16 protein-coding genes and 6 tRNA genes are annotated in these 19,044 nt (G+C 68.4%); 10 read left to right on the top strand and 12 right to left on the bottom strand.

The annotated features are described in order from the left end of the window. Nucleotides 1-16 precede the first annotated feature (16 nt). A complete protein-coding gene (locus AVTE2539_RS16025; protein WP_272568586.1) occupies nt 17-841 on the bottom strand; it encodes an HDOD domain-containing protein in 825 nt (274 codons plus the stop codon). A gap of 43 nt (nt 842-884) precedes the next feature. Continuing rightward, nucleotides 885-3,251 carry a Tex family protein gene (locus tag AVTE2539_RS16020; RefSeq protein ID WP_284412051.1) on the bottom strand — a complete coding sequence of 789 codons (2,367 nt, stop codon included), beginning with the start codon at nt 3,249-3,251 and terminating at the stop codon, nt 885-887. 459 nt (nt 3,252-3,710) lie between these two features. Here AVTE2539_RS16020 and AVTE2539_RS16015 point away from each other — a divergent pair, with 459 nt between their 5' ends. From AVTE2539_RS16015 to AVTE2539_RS15975, 9 genes are all read left to right on the top strand, one after another. Further along, nucleotides 3,711-4,922, top strand: coding sequence for an ABC transporter substrate-binding protein (locus AVTE2539_RS16015; protein WP_284412049.1), 1,212 nt, complete (start codon nt 3,711-3,713; stop codon nt 4,920-4,922). A 181-nt stretch (nt 4,923-5,103) separates the two neighbouring features. After that, nucleotides 5,104-6,024, top strand: a complete 921-nt coding sequence (locus tag AVTE2539_RS16010; protein ID WP_284398629.1) for a branched-chain amino acid ABC transporter permease — start codon at nt 5,104-5,106, stop codon at nt 6,022-6,024. A gap of 5 nt (nt 6,025-6,029) precedes the next feature. Continuing rightward, the gene (locus AVTE2539_RS16005) at nt 6,030-7,025 is read left to right on the top strand and encodes a branched-chain amino acid ABC transporter permease (RefSeq protein WP_284412047.1); all 996 of its coding nucleotides are present in this window, start codon (nt 6,030-6,032) and stop codon (nt 7,023-7,025) included. Beyond that, the gene (locus AVTE2539_RS16000) at nt 7,022-7,780 is read left to right on the top strand and encodes an ABC transporter ATP-binding protein (protein ID WP_272568580.1); all 759 of its coding nucleotides are present in this window, start codon (nt 7,022-7,024) and stop codon (nt 7,778-7,780) included. Before AVTE2539_RS16005 ends, AVTE2539_RS16000 begins: the two co-directional genes overlap by 4 nt. After that, complete coding sequence (locus AVTE2539_RS15995) at nt 7,777-8,532, top strand: ABC transporter ATP-binding protein (RefSeq protein ID WP_284412043.1); 756 nt, start codon at nt 7,777-7,779, stop codon at nt 8,530-8,532. Before AVTE2539_RS16000 ends, AVTE2539_RS15995 begins: the two co-directional genes overlap by 4 nt. A gap of 124 nt (nt 8,533-8,656) precedes the next feature. Then, nucleotides 8,657-9,622 (top strand): hypothetical protein, encoded by a 966-nt coding sequence (locus AVTE2539_RS15990; protein WP_284412042.1) that lies wholly within the window; start codon nt 8,657-8,659, stop codon nt 9,620-9,622. A gap of 86 nt (nt 9,623-9,708) precedes the next feature. Further along, a complete protein-coding gene (locus AVTE2539_RS15985; RefSeq protein ID WP_284412040.1) occupies nt 9,709-10,785 on the top strand; it encodes a hypothetical protein in 1,077 nt (358 codons plus the stop codon). Nucleotides 10,786-10,857: 72 nt separating this feature from the next. Continuing rightward, the gene (locus AVTE2539_RS15980) at nt 10,858-11,262 is read left to right on the top strand and encodes a hypothetical protein (protein WP_284412037.1); all 405 of its coding nucleotides are present in this window, start codon (nt 10,858-10,860) and stop codon (nt 11,260-11,262) included. Nucleotides 11,263-11,422: 160 nt separating this feature from the next. Continuing rightward, complete coding sequence (locus tag AVTE2539_RS15975; protein ID WP_284412035.1) at nt 11,423-12,514, top strand: DUF72 domain-containing protein; 1,092 nt, start codon at nt 11,423-11,425, stop codon at nt 12,512-12,514. Between the two features lie 107 nt (nt 12,515-12,621). Here AVTE2539_RS15975 and AVTE2539_RS15970 read toward each other — a convergent pair whose 3' ends face one another. The 3 genes from AVTE2539_RS15970 to AVTE2539_RS15960 form a co-directional block, all read right to left on the bottom strand. Then, a complete protein-coding gene (locus AVTE2539_RS15970; RefSeq protein ID WP_284412473.1) occupies nt 12,622-14,034 on the bottom strand; it encodes an MFS transporter in 1,413 nt (470 codons plus the stop codon). Nucleotides 14,035-14,057: 23 nt separating this feature from the next. Continuing rightward, nucleotides 14,058-15,269 carry a multidrug effflux MFS transporter gene (locus tag AVTE2539_RS15965; RefSeq protein ID WP_284412033.1) on the bottom strand — a complete coding sequence of 404 codons (1,212 nt, stop codon included), beginning with the start codon at nt 15,267-15,269 and terminating at the stop codon, nt 14,058-14,060. Nucleotides 15,270-15,357: 88 nt separating this feature from the next. Beyond that, complete coding sequence (locus AVTE2539_RS15960) at nt 15,358-15,633, bottom strand: metal/formaldehyde-sensitive transcriptional repressor (RefSeq protein WP_284406194.1); 276 nt, start codon at nt 15,631-15,633, stop codon at nt 15,358-15,360. 61 nt (nt 15,634-15,694) lie between these two features. On the opposite strand from AVTE2539_RS15960, the gene dmeF reads away from it, so the two are divergent. Beyond that, nucleotides 15,695-16,690, top strand: a complete 996-nt coding sequence (dmeF, locus tag AVTE2539_RS15955; protein ID WP_284412031.1) for a CDF family Co(II)/Ni(II) efflux transporter DmeF — start codon at nt 15,695-15,697, stop codon at nt 16,688-16,690. Nucleotides 16,691-16,736: 46 nt separating this feature from the next. Here dmeF and AVTE2539_RS15950 read toward each other — a convergent pair whose 3' ends face one another. The 7 genes from AVTE2539_RS15950 to AVTE2539_RS15920 all read right to left on the bottom strand — a co-directional run bounded on the left by AVTE2539_RS15950 (nt 16,737) and on the right by AVTE2539_RS15920 (nt 19,004). Then, a complete protein-coding gene (locus AVTE2539_RS15950) occupies nt 16,737-17,918 on the bottom strand; it encodes an acetyltransferase domain-containing protein (protein ID WP_284412029.1) in 1,182 nt (393 codons plus the stop codon). 397 nt (nt 17,919-18,315) lie between these two features. After that, a tRNA-Asp gene (locus AVTE2539_RS15945) sits at nt 18,316-18,392 on the bottom strand. A gap of 50 nt (nt 18,393-18,442) precedes the next feature. Then, nucleotides 18,443-18,518 (bottom strand) — tRNA-Glu (locus tag AVTE2539_RS15940). Between the two features lie 34 nt (nt 18,519-18,552). Beyond that, nucleotides 18,553-18,628: transfer RNA gene (locus AVTE2539_RS15935), tRNA-Ala, on the bottom strand. 63 nt (nt 18,629-18,691) lie between these two features. After that, nucleotides 18,692-18,768 (bottom strand) — tRNA-Asp (locus tag AVTE2539_RS15930). 50 nt (nt 18,769-18,818) lie between these two features. Then, nucleotides 18,819-18,894 (bottom strand) — tRNA-Glu (locus AVTE2539_RS15925). 34 nt (nt 18,895-18,928) lie between these two features. Continuing rightward, nucleotides 18,929-19,004, bottom strand: a tRNA-Ala gene (locus tag AVTE2539_RS15920). Nucleotides 19,005-19,044 lie beyond the last annotated feature (40 nt).

The following is a 19,044-nucleotide window of genomic DNA, read 5'->3' as shown; positions in this document are numbered from 1 at the left end:
CGGCGCGCCACGGCGCTCACACGTAGTCGCCCGGATCGGGGCGCACCGTCCAGTCGATCGGGTCCTGCTGCAGCACCATGTCGATATCGAGCCCCAGCGCCAGCCCGACCTCGCCAGGAAAAGAGACCGCCAGCTCCTTCTCGCCCAGCGCCGCCTCGCGGGCCCGCACGCGCCAGGCGGCCAGGTGCAGCACGCCGGCCAGCGGCTCGTACACGCTGTTCTCGAACGGCGCGCTCTGGTACTGCAAGGCATCCACCACCACCTGCGGCAACTGCCAGCGGCGCGCCATGCCGGCGCTCACCTGCGAATAGCAGTAGCCCAGCAGCCGCTGCTCCAGCTTGGAGCGGCGCGGATCGAAGGGGCCGACCAGCCGGTTGATGGCCTGCACGCGGTCCGGATTGCCCAGGTGCAGCAGCAACTCGCCCACGCCGTGGAGCAGGCCCGCGGTGTATGCCGCGATCTGGTTGTGGTGCACGCTGCCGGCCAGCGACCGCGCCAGCTTGGCGGTGTGCAGGCTGTAGCGCCAGAACTGCTGCAGGTTGACGCCCGGCACCGACCGCGAAGTCGTGCCCAGCGGCGCGGACGCCACCAGCGTGCGCAGCTGCTGCACACCCAGCAGCGACAGCGCCTCGGGAATGCCGCTGATCTGCTGCTGGGCCTGGAACGTGGGGGAGTTGGCCTCTTCCAGCAGCCGCGCGGCCATGGCCGGGTCGGTGCCGAAGAGCTGGGTGACGCGGCGCAGGTTGGGCTCGGGCGCCGCCAGCTCGTTCATCAGCAGCGCCACCGCGCGCGGCACGCTCGGCAGCGCGACGGGAATCCCCAGCAGGGCGATGAGCTCCATGGAACGGCCGGAAGTAAGGGTCCGGCGATTATCCACGCAACTTTTACCGCTTATTACCTTGCAGCTTGGCGAAGGCCGAGGCCATGGCCGACGGGGGCGCGGGCTCGTTGCTGCGGCGCGGTGCCGCATGCTGGCCCCGCCCCGCCCCTTCGAACCGGTTGTCGCGGGGCGCACCTCGGTCGCCGCCGCTGCGCGGGGGCGCTGCATCGAGCTTCATGGACAGGCCGATGCGCTTGCGCTCCACGTCCACCTCCATGACCTTCACCTTCACGATGTCGCCGGTCTTGACCACCTCGCGCGCATCGTTCACGAACTTGTGGCTCAGCTGGCTCACGTGGACCAGGCCGTCCTGGTGCACGCCCAGGTCGATGAACGCGCCGAACTGCGCCACGTTGCTCACCGTGCCCTCCAGCACCATGCCTTCCTTCAGGTCCTTGATGTCTTCCACGCCGTCGTTGAAGCGCGCCACCTTGAAGTCCGGGCGTGGGTCGCGGCCGGGCTTCTCCAGCTCGCCCAGGATGTCCTTGACCGTGATGACGCCGAACTTCTCGTTGGCGAACAACTCGGGCTTGAGCGTCTTGAGCATGTCGGCGCGGCCCATGATCTCGGCCACGGGCTTGCCGGTCTTTTGCATGATCTGCTCGACCACGGGGTACGTCTCAGGGTGCACGCCCGTCATGTCCAGCGGGTTCTCGCCGCCGCGGATGCGCAGGAAGCCCGCGCTCTGCTCAAAGGTCTTGGCGCCCAGGCCCGACACCTCCATGAGCTGGCGGCGGCTCTTGAACGCGCCGTTGGCCTCGCGCCAGCGCACCACGGCCTTCGCCACGCTGCCCGACAGGCCCGACACGCGGCTGAGCAGGGGCACGCTGGCCGTGTTCAGGTCCACGCCCACCGAGTTCACGCAGTCCTCCACCACCGTGCCCAGCGTGCGGGCCAGCTCGCTCTGGTTCACGTCGTGCTGGTACTGGCCCACGCCGATGCTCTTGGGGTCGATCTTGACCAGCTCGGCCAGCGGGTCCTGCAGGCGCCGCGCGATGGAGGCGGCGCCGCGCAGGCTCACGTCCACATCGGGCATCTCCTGCGAGGCGTACTCGCTGGCGGAATAGACGGACGCGCCGGCCTCGCTCACCACCACCTTCTCGATGGCGCGCTCGGCCTTGGCGGCCAGCTTGATCAGGTCGGCGGCCAGCTTGTCGGTTTCGCGGCTGGCGGTGCCGTTGCCGATGGCGATCAGGTTCACGCCGTGCTTTTCGACCAGCTTGGCCAGCGTGTGCAGCGAGCCGTCCCAGTCGCGGCGCGGCTCGTGCGGGAACACGGTGGCGGTCTCCACCAGCTTGCCGGTCGCATCCACCACCGCCACCTTCACGCCGGTGCGGATGCCGGGGTCCAGCCCCATCACCACGCGCGGGCCGGCGGGCGCGGCCAGCAGCAGGTCGCGCAGGTTGTCGGCGAAGACCTTGATGGCGACCTTCTCGGCCTCGTCGCGCAGGCGGGCGAACAGGTCGCGCTCGGTGGAAAGGCTCAGCTTCACGCGCCAGGCCCAGCCCACGCATTTGCGCAGCAGGTCGTCGGCCGCGCGGCCGGCATGGCTCCAGCCCAGGTGCAGGGCGATCTTGCCCTCGGCGATGCTGGGCTTTCCGGGCTCTGGCTCGACGGGCAGGACCAGCTTGGCCTCCAGGATTTCGAGCGCCCGGCCGCGGAACACGGCCAGCGCGCGGTGCGAGGGCACGCGGCCGATGGGCTCGTCGTACTCGAAGTAGTCGCGGAACTTGGAGACCTCGGGATCGGCCTCGTTCTTGCCCTCGACCTTCTTGCTGCGCAGCAGGCCCTCGGTCCACAGCCATTCGCGCAGCGACTGCACCAGCACCGCGTCTTCGGCCCAGCGCTCGGAGAGGATGTCGCGCACGCCGTCGAGCACGGCCGGCACGGTGGAAAAGTCGGCACCCGGCTTGCCATCGTCCAGCACCTCGGGAGGTCGGGTGAACGCGGCGGCCTCGGCGGCCGGGTCCAGCGTGGGGTCGGCGAAGAGCTTGTCGGCCAGCGGCTCGATGCCGAACTCGCGGGCGATCTGGCCCTTGGTGCGGCGCTTTTGCTTGAAGGGCAGGTAGAGGTCTTCCAGCTCCTGCTTGGTCGGTGCACCCGCGATGGCGGCGCGCAGCGCGTCGGTCAGCTTGCCCTGCTCGTCGATGGCCTTGAGCACCGCGGCGCGGCGGTCTTCCAGCTCGCGCAGGTACGACAGGCGGGCCTCCAGCTCGCGTAGCTGGATGTCGTCCAGCCCACCGGTCACTTCCTTGCGGTAGCGCGCGATGAAGGGCACCGTGGCGCCCCCATCGAGCAACTCGACGGCGGAGGCCACCTGCTGCTCGGTGACCCGGATTTCTGCGGCAATCTGCCGGATGATCTTCTGCATGCTGAAAACGCGCCCGAGGGCTCGGCTTTGGAAAAGCGGGCGAGTGTGCCACAGGCCTTCCCGGCCCTTGTTTCAGGCCGCACCGCCCCCCTGCCCCGTGCCTTGCGTGGCGGCCCGGCCGGCACCGGGCGACATTCCATCCCAGGGAAGACCTGTAGGCGCGGCAGCCCGGCGCGCTTGTACGATCCCCAGGCACTCCCATCGCCCGCCCAGGACCGGGTGGCGATGGCGACCACCGCTGCATGGAATGCCCCTTGCATCAGGACAGCCCGGGCATCCGCTTTCCGTGCCTGCAAGGCGCCTTTGCACCTAGCGATGCGCACGTTCCCGGTGCATGGCACGGCAACGCGGGCCGAAGTGGGGCTGCAGGGCCCCGCGACGGCCAGGCGATGCACGGCACGGCCTGCAGCGGCCCCGGCTGGTTTTCCCCTTGGTTGATCGACGATTGAAGGACTGACGATGGCACGAATTTCCCGCACTTCCCTTCGCACCCGGCTCGGCGCCGCCGCCCTGGCGGTCCTGGGCGCCTGCGCCGGCCTGCCGGCAGCGGCCCAGCAGCCGGCCACCCCCATCAAGGTGGGCATCGCGCTGGACATCTCCGGCCCGTTCGCCGCCCTGGGGGCCGAGGCGCGGGACGGCTTCGCGCTGGGCATCAAGCAGCTGGGCGGCAAGCTGGGCGGCCAGCCCGTGCAGTTCGTGCAGACCGACATGGCCGGCAGCCCCGACCAGGCCAAGCAGTTGGTGGACCGCTTCGTGCAGCGCGAGAAGATCGACCTGTTCACCGGCCCCATCGCCTCCAACGTGGCGCTGGCCGTGGCACCCACGCTGTTCGCCGCCAAGGTGCCCTACCTGTCGAACAACGCGGGCCCCAGCCAGCTGGCGGGCGCGCAGTGCAACCCCTACTTCTTCGGCACGGCCTACCAGAACGACCAGTACCACGAGGCCGCCGGCCAGTTCGCGGCCGACCGGGGCTTCAAACGCATGGTGCTGATCGCCCCCAACTACCCCGCCGGCAAGGACGGGATCAACGGCTTCAAGCGCAAGTTCAAGGGCACGGTGGTGGACGAGATGTACACCAAGCTCGGCCAGATCGACTACGCGACCGAGCTGGCGCAATTGCGCGCCGCCAAGCCCGAGGCCGTGTACTTCTTCCTGCCCGGCGCCATGGGCATCAACTTCATCAAGCAGTTCGTGGGCGCGGGCCTGTCCAAGGACATCACGCTGGTGACCAGCGGCTTCTCGGCCGACGAAGACGTCATCAGCGCCGTGGGCGAACCCATGCTGGGGCTGTTCAACACCTCGCACTGGGCGCACGACCTGGACAACCCGGCCAACAAGGCCTTCGTGGCCGCGTTCCGCAAGGAATACGGCGGGCGCTACCCGTCCATCTACGCTGCGCAGGCCTTCGACGTGATCACCGCCATGGACGCGGCCGTCAAGGCCGTGGGCGGCAAGGTGGCCGACCGCGATGCATTGATCAAGGCGCTGGCCAAGGCGCAGTTTCCTTCGGTGCGCGGCAACTTCCGCTACGCCAACAACCACTACCCGGTGCAGAACTTCTACCTGCGCACCATCGGCAAGGACGCCGAAGGCCGCGTGACCAACAAGACCATCAAGACGGTGCTGGAAAACTATGGGGATGCGTTCTCTGCCCAGTGCGGTATGAAATAGCCCCCCTGAGTCGCTTCGCGCCTTCCCCCCGGAGGGGGGACGCCGCCAGCGCGGCGGGGCGGCCCTTGCGCGGCGGCTGCTGGCTTGGGGCCGCGCCCGTTTTGAAAGGCAGCGCGCGTCGCTTGCGGACATGGAACCCTGAAATGACATCGAACCCCTCCTCATCCACTGGGGCTGCGCCATGAATCCGATCCTCGTCTTCGAACAACTGCTCAACGGCGCGGGCTACGGGCTCATGCTTTTCCTGATCGCGGCGGGGCTCACCCTGGTCTTCGGGATCATGGACGTGATGAACCTCTCGCACGGCTCGCTGTTCATGGTGGGCGCCTATGTGGCGGCCACGGTGCATGTGCAGAGCGGCTCGTTCGCCGTCGCGGTGCTGGTGGCCGTGGCCGTGACCGTGGCGGTGGCGGCGCTGCTGGAGGTGACGCTGATGCGCCGCCTCTACGGACGCGACCACCTGGCCCAGGTGCTGGCCACCTTCGGCGTGATCCTCGTGGCGGACGATGCCGTGAAGATGGTGTGGGGCCCCTCCCCCGTCATGGCGCCCACGCCGGCCTGGCTCTCGGGGCCGGTGGAACTGTTCGCCGGCCTGCCCTACCCGTCGTACCGCCTGGTGGTGCTGGGCGCGGGCGTGCTGGTGGCGGGTCTGCTGTACCTGCTGGTCAACCACAGCCGCGTGGGCATGCTGGTGCGCGCGGGTGCGTCGGACCGCTGGATGGCCGAGCTGATGGGCGTGCGCGTCCGGCGCGTGTTCTGCGGCATCTTCGTGCTGGGTGCCGCCCTGGCGGCCCTCGCGGGCGCCCTCATGGGGCCGCTGATGGCGGTGCAGGTCGGCATGGGCGAATCCATCCTGATCCCCGCGCTGGTGGTGATCGTCATCGGCGGCATCGGCTCGGTGCGCGGCGCCTTCGTGGCGGCCCTGCTGGTGGGCCTGGTGGACACCATCGGCCGCGCCTTCCTACCGCTGCTGCTGCGCGCCACCCTGCCGCCTGCCGTGGCCGCCGACTTAGGGCCGCTGTGCGCCGAGGTGGCCATGTACGCCCTGATGGCGGCGGTTCTGAGCTTTCGCCCCGCGGGGCTGTTTTCTGCCAAGGCCTGAGCGACATGTCTGCTGCATCCCTGACTTCCTCTTCCCCGCCTCAGCGCCCTGCCGCCCCGCGCTGGCGCGGCGCGCTGCTGCCGCTGGCCCTGCTGGCGGCGCTGGCGGTGTTTCCGCTGGTGGCATCGGCCCTGGGGCTGGATTTTTACATCGGCTTCGTGCGCCGGGTGCTGGTCGTGGCCCTGGCCGCCGCCAGCCTGAACTTCATCATGGGCTTCGGCGGCATGGTGGCGCTGGGGCATGCGGGCTTCATGGGCGTGGGCGCCTACGCAGTGGTGGTTCTCAGCGACGCGGGCGCCACCTCGGCCTGGGTGGTGTGGGGCGCCGCCATGGTGCTGGCCGCGCTGGCGGCTGCGCTGGTGGGCGCCATCTCGCTGCGCACCCAGGGCGTGTACTTCATCATGATCACACTGGCCTTCGCGCAGATGCTGTACTTCGTGTTCGTCTCGCTGCGCAGCTACGGCGGGGACGACGGCTACACCCTGCCCATGCGGCCCGTGCTCGGCCTGGGCCTGGACGCCATGCACGAGCCCACCCTGTACTGGGTGGTGCTGGCGCTGGTGGCGCTGGTGCTTTGGTGGCTGGACCGGGCCACGGCCTCGCGCTTCGGCGCGGCGCTGGCGGGCATCCGCGACAACGCGACGCGCATGCGCGCGCTGGGCTATCCGGTGTACCTGCTGCAGCTGGCCGCCTTCACCCTGGCCGGCGCAGTGGCGGGCCTGGCGGGCGCGCTGCTGGCCACGGGCAACAGCTTCGTGAGCCCGGCGATGATGCACTGGACGCAGTCGGCCACGCTCATCGTGATGGTCGTCATCGGCGGCCTGGGCCGGCGCTGGGGCGGGCCGCTGGGCGCGGCCGTGTGGCTGGCGCTGGAAGAGGCGCTCAAGCTCCACACCGACTACTGGCACATGCCGCTGGGCCTGCTGCTGATCGCCACCGCGCTGTACGCGCCCAGGGGCTTGGCCGCGCTGGCGGACCTGCGCGCAAGGAGCGCGCGATGAGCCTGTTCCAAGTGCAGGGCCTGGTCAAACGCTTCGGCGGCCTGCTGGCCACCGACCACGTGGACCTGACCGTGGCGCACGGCGAGGTCCACGCCCTCATCGGCCCCAACGGCGCGGGCAAGACCACGCTGGTCCACCAGATCTCGGGCCTGCTGGCGCCCGACGCAGGCCGCGTGCTGCTCGACGGTGACGACATCACCGCCCTGCCCATGCACCGCCGCGTGGCCAAAGGGTTGTCGCGCTGCTTTCAGGTGACGCGCATCTTCCCGGCCCAGACCGTGCGCGACAACCTGCTGCTGGCCGTGCAGGCGCACAGCGGATCGAGCTTTCGCTTCCTGCAGCCGCGCTCACAGGCGCGCGGGCTGTACGAGGCCGCCGACCGGCTGGCCGAGCGCGTGGGGCTGCAAGACCGCATGGACGGCATCGCCGGCGCCCTGCCCCATGGCGCCCAGCGCACGCTGGACGTGGCCCTCGCCCTGGCCTGCGCGCCGAAGCTGCTGCTGCTGGACGAACCCATGGCCGGCATGGGGCCGGAGGAATCGCAGCAGATGGTGCAGCTGATCGACAGCCTGCGCCAGGACATGGCCGTGCTGCTGATCGAGCACGACATGGAGGCCGTCTTCCGCCTGGCCGACCGCATCTCGGTGCTGGTGTACGGCCGGGTGCTCACGACCGGCACGCCCCATGAGATCCGCAGCAACGCCGAAGTGCAGGCCGTGTACCTGGGCACCGAAACCCTGGAGGCCACCCCATGAGCACGCCCACGCCTTCGATGCACCATGGGTCCGCGCCCGTGGCCGAGCCCCTGCTGAGCTGCCAGGGCCTGGAGGCCGGCTACGGCGTGAGCCAGGTGCTGTTCGGCATCCATCTCGACATCGCCGCGGGCGAAGTGGTGTCCCTGCTGGGACGCAACGGCATGGGCAAGAGCACCACCATCAAGACCCTGATGGGCGCACTGCGCCCCACGGCCGGCGCCATCCGCTTCGCGGGCCAGGCCATCGGGGCGATGAAGAGCGACGCCATTGCCCGCATGGGCCTGGCCATCGTGCCCGAGGGCCGCCACGTGTTCCCCAACCTCAGCGTGCGCGAACACCTGCTGGCCTTCGCCGGCAACCGCAGCGGCCTGGGCGAGCCCTGGGACCTGCAGCGCATCTACGGCGTGTTCCCGCGCCTGCAGGAACGCGAGCACCACCTGGGCCACCAGCTGTCGGGCGGCGAGCAGCAGATGCTGGCCATCGGCCGCGCGCTGTCCACCAACCCGCGCCTGCTGATCCTGGACGAGGCCACCGAGGGCTTGGCCCCAGTGATCCGCGAGGAAATCTGGCGGTGCCTCGCCACGCTCAAGGCCGCGGGGCAGACCATCCTGGTGGTGGACAAGTACGTGCACCGCCTTATGGGCCTGGCCGATCGGCACGTGATCCTGGAGCGCGGGCGCGTGGTGTGGCAAGGGGATTCCGAGGCGCTCAATGCGGATCGGGGGCTGTGGGCGCGGTACCTCTCGGTGTAGCGAGAAGAGGTTTTTTGCTTTGAGGAGCGGAACAACAATTCATCACGATTTTCATCACGGAGCAGCACCAGCGAGGGAGCCCAAGACGGGAGAATCTGCGGCTTTATAAAAACTAGGCCAGACCATGCCTCTTGTACTGACCTGCCGACCCGCAGGCCCGCGCTTCTTCATCTCTGCAGATGCAACGATGCCAGAGATCGTGATGACGGCCACGCTGTCTGGCGTACCGCTGAATCCGGCTGGGCCTGTACCCACCTATGAATGGTCGGCAACCCTTGTGTTCGATGGAGGTGTCCCGCCTACCAACACTGCCTATGGAGGAAACCGCAGAACCCAGCATGCACCGATTCGTTCGCAGGCAGGGCATGGCAACACTTGGTGCATTCCATTCACGGAATTGCGCGGAGGCTTGCTGACCGTCAATGTGATCGCCCGCGTTGGTGGCACCGTGCTGAATGCAAGCAGCACGAACCTGACCATTGCAGGCACCAATCCGCTGCCCACGGCCATCCGAGCCTTCGCCAACAGCATTGGGGCCACCAAGGTGCGGTTTAGAAAACAGTTGCGCCAAGAGAGCTCGCTTCAGCAGTTCCGGCCACCTGGAAACTGGCCAAAGTACAGCAGCGATGGGCTCGGGGGCGTGGGGCTGGCGCAGATCACCCGACCTGCTCCCACAGCAGACCAAACCTGGAACTGGAAGGAAAACATTCGCGCTGGATGGGCGCTTTATCAGGAAAAGGAGCGCATCGCTCGTGCCTATCCTGCTAACGCCCAACGCAGTGAGTCCTTTAGAAATCTCGTCGGTGCATGGAATCGCGCGCGGTCTGCCCAAAATTTGCCGCAAGCACAAGTCACACTGCCGGCCTTCACGGATGAACAGCTCGAACTCGATACGATTCGCGGATTCAACGGCTACGCCAACGGCTTGCATGAGTTTCGGCCACGAACGCAGAGCGGTCAACTGGTTGTCACCCTGGATTCGAGCGGCCAGCGCGGAAGTGCGGAATGGGAAAGAGTGCCCGTGGATGAACGGGGCAGCGCTGGAGACCCTCGCTATGTTGAACATGTTGATGCGGCTGCGGATTTCTGATTGCCATGACTCAGCAAAAAAACCCCTTACCAACCTTTAACTACAACGCACGGACAGTACGCCGCTCCACCTTGATGTGCGCTGCCATGCTGCTTGCCGCCTGTTCACCCAACAAGGACGGCGGTCAGGCCGATGCCCCGTCACAGACACCGTCAAACAACCCAGCGTCTTTAAGCGCCCCGGATGCCAGCCACCGGTTTCTCTACGTCATCTACTGCAACGGCACCGTGGACCGACTCGATCTGGCACGGCCCGCCAAAGTCTCGTCGTTCGCGCTCAGCGAGCGCAGCGGCACGCCGCCGGCCGTCGCTGCGGCGCCGTCTCCGGGCGTCAAGCCCGACAGTTGCCTGGCCCGCCCCGCTGCCACGGATGGTGCGGGTGGCACAGCAGAGCGCCAGGTGCAGTTGGTCGCGACGCCCCAGTTCTACCGCAGCGATGCCGATGGGCAGAAAGCCTATCGACTGCTGACGTTCTCGCTGCCCGACTGGACGCTGCGCCAGCAAGCGGACCTGGGAACGTTCGACGTGCTCAACGGCACGCCGCCGCGCATGGTGCGTGGCCCGCAGGCCGGCCAGTGGGTGCCCCGCCCATCCGAGGGGGCGCCTGATGCCACGGCCGAGTTGGCCGGGTATGCGGGCGGCCAGGGCCTGGCCTTTGCACGCTTCACCCAATGGTCGGGCGATGTGTCCTTGGTGGAGTTCGCGGGTCCCGACCCGTCCCAAGGCACGCCGCAGGCCCAGGCGGGCTTTGCCGATCGCGCCGCGCATCGCTTCGTGCGGCTGGCCGATCCCACCGATGCGGACAGCGGCCCCGTGCGGCTGGCGCCGGGAGGGCGGTTTGCCGTGCGCGAGGTCCAGCGGCCGCAGGCCCCCGCCCCCTCCGCCCAAGGCGCTGCCGACACCGCCCCTTTGCGAAACACCGGCGAACTGCGCGTGTACCGCACCGCCGATGGGCAGCAGGTGGCCAGCGTGGCGGACGCGCGCATCGCCGGCCCCTGGCATGGGATTGCCATCACGCCCGGCGGCTGGGCCATTTACACCGACCGCCAGGGCGCGTACCGCTTCGTGGCATTGGGGCGCACCTTCGGCACGGAGCCGGTGCAGGACGGCGAGACCGACGACCTTGATGGAACGCGCCCCGGGCTGGTGTACAGCGCGCAGTGAGCGCGGGGGGCGTCCCTAAAATGCGCAGACCACCGCCACGCCACCACAACCAACGCCTGCGCCTTTAAGACCATGACGCCCTTCCCCTATCCGGTCCGCACTGAATGCCCGCCAGGCGCGTGCGTGTGCGACCGCGATGCGCTGTTGCATGCGCCGAGCGGCGACTTGCGCGTGCTGCGCCTCACGCGGGAGGAGGAAAAACGGCTCATCGACCGGCTGGAAAACCTGGGCAGCCTGGGTGAACTGCGCCGCATGCAGGACCGGCTGGAAGCGCAACTGGGCATCCGCCTGAGCATCACCACCAGCCCCAACGAGGTCCGCAGCCTGCGCGGCATTGCCATCCTGGTACTAGAGCAGCGGGGGCTGTGCCGCAAGACCCGGCAGGCCATTCCTGCCGCGATCAAGAAGAGCATGGACCGGCACCCCGACATCGCCTATGAACTGCTCAACGAAGGGGGGCTGTTTTCGGGCGAATGACTGGTCGCGGCGTCCGGGGTGCCGCCGTTGCGGCGCCGAAACCAAAGGAAACAGCACGAGTCTGGAAGAACACGCCATCGCGCCCCACCTCGATACCGTGCAGGGCCCGCACTTCCTGCCTTTCATCCGCTTTCTGCGCGCCCGCTCATCGACTCCCTCCATGCAAGACGATCTTTTCGGCGACCTGCCCGTTCCCCCCGAGCCACCCGCTGAGGCGCCCGCCAAACGCCCTGCCCCATCGGCCGAGCCCACCGAGGCCAAGGCCCCTGCCGTGCGCCGCAGCGGCACGGTGCAACCGGCGGCCTGGGACGACGACCTGCGCGCACTGGCCGACCGGCTGCCGTCCCGCTTGCGCATGGGCACGTCGTCGTGGACCTACCCTGGCTGGAAGGGCTTGCTGTGGGAAGGCGAGCATTCGGAGCAGACGCTCTCCAAGAACGGCCTGCCGGTGTATGCCCAGCACCCGCTGATGCGCACGGTGAGCATCGACCGCAGCTTCTACCGGCCGCTCACGGTGAGCCAGTACGAGCGCTACGCCTCGCAGGTGCCGCATGACTTCCGCTTCGTGGTGAAGGCGCCCAGCCTGGTGACCGATGCGCTGGTGCGCGGCGAGGACGGACGCGGGCGCCAGGCCAACCCGGCGTTCCTGGATGCCGCGCTGGCCACGCAGGAGTTCGTGGCGCCCGCGCTCGAAGGCCTGGGCGCCAAGGTGGGTGCGCTGGTGTTCCAGTTGAGCCCCCTGCCGCTGGCGCAGCTCGACCGGTTGCCGCAGGTGCTCGAGCGCCTGCGCACGATGCTGCTCGCGCAACCGCTGCTGGCGCCCACCGCGCCGGACGGCGTGCTGGCCGTGGAGGTGCGCGACCCCGAGTGGCTGTCGCCCGAGTTCATGCCGCACTTTGCCGCCGTGCTGCGCGAAGCCGGCGCCACCTACTGCGTGGGGCTGCACGCCAAGATGCCGCCGCTGGCGGAGCAACTGCACCTGCTGCGCCGGCTGTGGCCCGGACCGCTGGTGTGCCGCTGGAACCTGAACCCGGTGCACGGCGCCTATGGGTACGAAGACGCCGAAAAGCTCTACGCCCCCTATGACCGCATCCTCCACCCGGCCCCCGAGGTGCACGACGTGCTGGCGCGCACGATCGCGGGGGTGACCGGGGCGGGCCAGAATGCCTTCGTCACGGTCAGCAACCATGCCGAAGGGTGCGCGCCCCTCACCCTGCGCACGCTGGCGGAGCGGGTGGCGCCCCTGCAATAGAGCGACGGCTCAAGCGACCGACCATGCCCCAAAGGGAATGCTATTAATTTAATAGCACAACGCCCTAGTATCAATTGCGCTGGCGGCCTAAAAGGCCAAAACCCGATTCAGGCATGCACCGTGGCGCCGTGCCGCAGCCGCATCACGCTGCACACGCCCGCCAACGCTGCGCAGCCAGCCGCCGCCATCAGCGCCACCGATTCGCCCTGCCCGTCGTGCTGGCCCCAGACCGCGAAGATGCCCGCCAGCAGCACGGCGCCCAGGGTCTGCCCGGTCAGGCGCGCGGTGCCCAGCATGCCGCTGGCCGCGCCCGAACGGTGCAACGGCGCCGAGGCGACGATGGTGTGGTTGTTGGGCGACTGGAACAGCCCAAAGCCCGCCCCGCACAAAAGCATGCGCCACGCCACGTCGAACACGCCCGGTTGAGGCGGCAGCACAGCCAGCGCGACCAGCCCGCAGGCGAACACCGCCATGCCGACACCGCCCAGCAGGCCGTCCGCGAAGCGGCCGATGAGCCGTCCCGCGAACGGCGCCACCACCACGATGGCCAGCGGCCAGGCGGTGATGAGCAGGCCCGCCTCGAAATGCGACCGGCCCTGCGCCTCCAGCAGCAGGAACGGAAGCGACAGAAAGGCCAGCATCTGCGCGCAGAAGGCCCCGACCGACGCGCCCATCGACAGCGCGAACACGGGGATGCGCAGCAGGTCCACCGGAAACAGCGGCACAGCCACGCGCCGCTGCCGCCGCAGGTACACCCAGCCCACCGCGACGCCGGCCAGCAGCAGCGCCCAGCCCAGCGGGGCCGCCGCACGCGAGGCCTCGCCCCGCACGCCGAGCTGCTCGCCACCGATGAAGATCAGCGCGAACATCAGGATGTTGAGCGTGACGTCCAGCACCGTCAGCCGCGCGCCGGTGTGCGTACTGGGCGGATTGAACGGCAGCGCGCGCCGCCCTAGCCACAGCGTGAACAGGCCCAGCGGCAGGTTCAGCGCGAACAGCCAGGGCCACGATGCGAACGACAAGATGGCCGCCGCCACCGAGGGCCCGGCCATCGACGAGGTGGCCACGACCAGCGAGTTGATGGCCATGCCCCGGCCCAAATGCGCGCGCGGATAGGTCAGGCGCACCAGCGCGGCATTCACGCTCATGATGCCTGCCGCACCCAGCCCCTGCACCGCGCGCGCCACCACCAGCGCGGGGAGTGATGTGGCCAGCATGGCCCCGAGCGACGACACGGCGAACAGCGCCATGCCCAGCAGGTACACGCGCCGGTAGCCGATGCGCTCGCCCAGCGAGGCGAGCGGCAGCAGCATGACCAGCGTGGCGATCTGGTAGGCGTTGACGACCCAGATGGCCTGCGCCGCGCCCGCGTTCAGTTCGCGAGCGATGCCGGGCAGCGCGAGGTTGACGATGCTGCCGTCCAGCACCGCCACGGTCAGCCCGAGGATGATGACCAGCATGGCCCGCGCGCGGTCGCGCGGAGGCAGCCCGTCGGAGGCGGTGGGCGCGCCCTGCCCCATGGCGGCGGCGCCCGGACCGGGGCTCAAACCCGCGCCTCCACCGGCCCGGCAGCATGCGGGCCCGCCAGCGTGATCCAGGTCAGCGCCACGCCCACCAGCGCGCCTGCGGCCATGCCGATCACCATGGGCAAGGGCTGTCCGTTGGCGAACAGGCCCACGATGCCCATGGCCGCCGCACCCGTCAGCATCTGCAGCGTGCCCAGCAAGGCCGAGGCGGTGCCGGCGATGGCGCCATGCTGCTCCAGCGCCAGCACCGAGGTGGTGGGAATCACCAGCCCCATGAAGGCGCTGGACACGAAATACAGCGCGATCAGCACCGCCAGCTGATCACCGCCCAGCAGGTAGTAGGCCAGCAACAGCACCATGACCATGCCGGCCGCGCTGGCCGCCACCTTGACGAGCGGCACCAGGCCGAACCGTTGGCCGAGCAGGCCGGTGAACTGGGACGAGCCGATGAAGGCCGCCGCGTTCAGCGAGAACGCCAGGCTGTACTGCGTGGGCGTGAGCCCGTAGTGGTTGATGAGCACGAACGGCGAGCCCGCCAGGTACACGAAGAAGCCCGACATGGCACAGCCGCCGATGAAGACCAGGCCCAGGTAATGGCGATCGCGCAGCAGCATGCCGTAGGCCCGCAGGGCGCCGCCCAGGCTGCTTTCCACCCGGTCGGCGGCAGGACGCGTCTCGCGCAGCGCGCCATAGACGAGCGCCAGCCCCGCGATGGCGGCCACCGCCACCACCCAGAACACGCCGCGCCAGCCGGTGAGTGCGATGACCCCGCTGCCCGCGAGCGGCGCGAGGATGGGCGAAACACTGAACACCAGCATCAGCAGCGCCATCAGGCGCGCGGCATCGGTGCCGGTGTGCAGATCGCGCACCACGGCGCGCGGAATGGCCATCCCCGCGGCGGCGCCCAGGCCCTGCAGGAAGCGCAGCGCCACCAGCGTCTCGATCTCGGTCGCCAGGGCGCAGCCCACGCTCGCCGCGGTGAACAGCAGCAGCCCGAAATACAGCGGCGGCTTGCGCCCCACCATGTCGGACACCGGGCCGTAGAACAGCTGCCCCGCCCCCAGCGCCAGGAAGAACGCGGTCAGGCTCCACTGCACGGCGCCGACCTGCGCGCCCAGGCTGCGCCCGATGTCGGGAAGCGCCGGCAGGTACATGTCGATGGCAAAGGGGCCGATGGCCGAAAGAAGGCCCAGAACGAGGGCGGCGCGAAGGAAGGGCGAAGGAAACATGGGCCCGATTGTCGCCAACGGCGGCATCCGCCGCTGGGGCGCCCGATTGGCCGGCGGCCGGGCGCGGTCTTGCCCCGGAGCACCCGGCCTATTTGAGGTAGGAGCGCAGCGCCGAGGCCACCGCCGCCACGTCCTGCGCGCGCTGCTGCGCGGGAGCTGCGGGGTCACCCAGGTGCTGAACGATGTGGCCTTCCAGCACCTGCGCCATCAGGCCGTTCACCGCGCCGCGGATGGCCGCGATTTGCTGCAGCACCGCCATGCAGTCGGCCTCCTGTTCCAGCGCCCGCTCGAGGGCCGCGGCCTGGCCTTGGATGCGCCGCACGCGGGCCAGCAGCTTCTTTTTTCCGTGGATGGTATGGGCCATGACCGGATTGTACGAAGGGCTGAAAATATACTGGGGTACAGTATCTTTCACCATGACTTTCATGACCCAAAACCCTTCCGCCAACGCCCCCCTCGCAGCCGGCTGGCAGCACCCCCATGTCTTCAGCCACGGCAATCCCTTGGCCGAGCGCAACACCCGCTGGGCGGTGGCACTGACGGTCGCCATGATGGTGGCGGAAATCGTCGGCGGCTGGGCCTTCGGCTCGATCGCATTGCTGGCGGACGGCTGGCACATGGGCTCGCATGCCCTGGCGCTCGGGCTATCCGCCGTGGCGTATGCCGCGGCCCGGCGCCACGCGAGCGACGGCCGCTTCGCCTTCGGCACCTGGAAGATCGAGGTGCTGGGCGGCTACACCAGCGCCATCCTGCTGCTGCTCGTGGCCGGGCTCATGGTCTACCAGTCGGTGCAGCGGCTCCTCGCCCCGGCGCCCATCCAGTATGAGCAGGCCGTCTTCACGGCCACGCTGGGACTGGCGGTCAACCTGGCGTGCGCCTGGCTGCTGCGGGGCGGGCATGTGCATCAGGCACACCACTCGCACCACGAACACCCTGCGCATGAAGGCCACGGCCACAGCCATGGGATGACGCCAGCCGATCTGAACCTGCGGTCGGCCTACCTGCACGTGGTGGCCGACGCTGCCACGTCGGTGCTGGCCATCGCCGCACTGTGCGGGGGGCTGCTGTGGGGCGCCGACTGGCTCGACCCGGCCGTGGGCCTGCTGGGCGCGGCCCTGGTCGCGGGCTGGGCCTGGGGGTTGTTGCGCGATACCGGGCGGGTGCTGCTGGACGCGGAAATGGACGCGCCCGTGGTGCAGGAAATCCGCGATGCGATCGCCGCCAGCCCCATTCCCGCCAGCGTGTGCGACCTTCACGTGTGGCGTGTGGGCACGGACCTGTACGCCTGCATCCTGTCGCTGTCCACGGCCCATCCGTCCGTGGCGCCCGACTTCTTCAAGCGCCTGCTGAGCGTGCACGAGGAACTGGTGCACGTCTCCGTCGAGGTGAACCGGGCAGACACCTCCGGCCGGCCCCACTGACCAGGCTGCGCACCAACGCGGGCATTCGCGACGGCACCGCCCACGCTCAAAGGTACTTGAGCCAGGCGATGTCGCGCCGCCGCGCCTTGAAGGCCCCAAAGGCCTTCACCGCTGGGTACAGCGCCACGGCCAGGACGGCCGTGCACAGCCAGACGGCCCACATGGCGTCGAACCCGAAATACGTGCCCTGGGTCTTGCCCCACACGGCCACCGCCGCGAGGTAAAGCAGCTTGAGCACGTACAGGTGCAGCAGGTAAAAGAACATGGGCGCGGCACCGAACCCCGCCAACACCCGCAGCCCGGCCCCGGGCCGCGCCCGCTCGAACGCCCGCAGCACCAGCAGGCCGACGCCGAGCGTGAGCGCGACGAACAGCAGCGAAGGCGGGTATTTGGTCACGTTGAAAAACGACATCGCGGTGGCCAGGGCCGTGTCGCCCGCCACCCAGGGCTTGTCGCCGTACACGTTCCACCAGCGCAACACGGCAAACCCGGCCAGCAGGCCCGTGCCCCAGGCCAGCAGGCGGCGCTGCCGCGCGCCCGCATCCGTGGACGCCAGGAACCAGGGTCCGGCCGCATAGCCCAGCGCGATCACACCGATCCAGGGCAGCAGCGGATAGGAAGTGCGCAGGCGCAGCGATTCGCCCACTTCGATCCAGCCGCGGTCGTGCAGCACCGCCCAGGGAATGTGCAGCGCATGGCCGACCGAAAAATGCAGCCCGTCGAGCAGGTTGTGCCCGGCCACGATCACCACGCCCAGGGCGATCAACACGGTGCGCGGCAGCCACAGCAGCGCCGCCAGGGCCAGCATGCTCAGGCCGATCACCCAGATCACCTGCAGGTACACCACCTGGGGCGGCCACTGGAAGGTCCAGGCAAAGTTCACCAGCGTGAGTTCCAGCGCGACCAGGAAGAACCCACGCTGGAGCAGGAATACCGAGGCCGCCCCCCGGCCTCCGCCCTGCCGCGAACCATACAGGCAGGCGGACAGCCCCGTGAGAAACACGAACACCGGCGCGCACACGTGGGCCAGCAGCCGGCTTGCGAACAGGTCGGGCGAGCTGGCCGCGACGGCCATGGGGTCGCTGACCTGGTGGTGCAGGAAAAAGGTTTCGCGCACGTGGTCCAGCAGCATGAACAGGATGACGAGCCCGCGCAGCGCGTCGATGGACTGCAGCCGGGCAGACGCGGGGCCAGCGTTGGGGGAAGGCAGGGAGCGGTCGATGGGCATGGAAGGGGTGGTGCGATGCCGGCATGGCCCTGGACTGCCGAGCGGTGGCGCTGTGGCGGCAGGAGCGATCCTTTGACGGCAAGTGGGCGAAAAGGCGCGATTGTGCCCGTTCGGAACAGGCCCGATGCGATGCGCCTTCCTTCGGGTCCAAAACAAAGGTGCGTTCTGTGGGCTCATCTAAGGGGTCCATCCGGCGGCAGTGCGATGCGCACCCGGATCGACAACATGTAAAGCCCTTTTTCAGACCAGGCCATCCACTGGCATTGCAGCATTCTTATGAAGAGCCACTATTGATTGGTCCGGGACGGGTGGACAGATCCCACGCAGCGAAGCCGCCTCTCGCCACCAAAAACCAAAGAAAAAGCCCTCGCAAGCATTGCTTGCGAGGGCTTCCATTTGGCGGAGTGGACGGGACTCGAACCCGCGACCCCCGGCGTGACAGGCCGGTATTCTAACCAACTGAACTACCACTCCTGGTAGGCAGCGTTTGCTTGTGAAAAGACACAAGCCAAGTGCTACAAACTTGGCGACCCTACGGGGATTCGAACCCCGGTACTCACCGTGAAAGGGTGATGTCCTAGGCCTCTAGACGATAGGGTCAAAACCTGGGAACTAACCGTTCTCTAATTCTCAGTGGTGGAGGTAAACGGGATCGAACCGATGACCTCTTGCATGCCATGCAAGCGCTCTCCCAGCTGAGCTATACCCCCCACTTTCTTCGGCATTCACCAAAGAAAAACCCTTGCACATCCAAGACCTGCAAGGGCTTTGACTGGCGGAGTGGACGGGACTCGAACCCGCGACCCCCGGCGTGACAGGCCGGTATTCTAACCAACTGAACTACCACTCCTGGCAGGCAGCGTTTGCTTGTGAAAAGACACAAGCCAAGTGCTACAAACTTGGCGACCCTACGGGGATTCGAACCCCGGTACTCACCGTGAAAGGGTGATGTCCTAGGCCTCTAGACGATAGGGTCAAAACCTGGGAACTAACCGTTCTCTAATTCTCAGTGGTGGAGGTAAACGGGATCGAACCGATGACCTCTTGCATGCCATGCAAGCGCTCTCCCAGCTGAGCTATACCCCCACTGAATGACCACATTCACACTGTGACTGTCATCATTTCC

The sequence above is a fragment of the Acidovorax sp. SUPP2539 genome (genome assembly GCF_030158975.1).
Classification (GTDB): Bacteria; Pseudomonadota; Gammaproteobacteria; order Burkholderiales; family Burkholderiaceae_C; genus Paracidovorax.
Note: the sequence above shows the minus strand (reverse complement) of the source record. Positions and strands in the feature narration are given on the sequence as shown.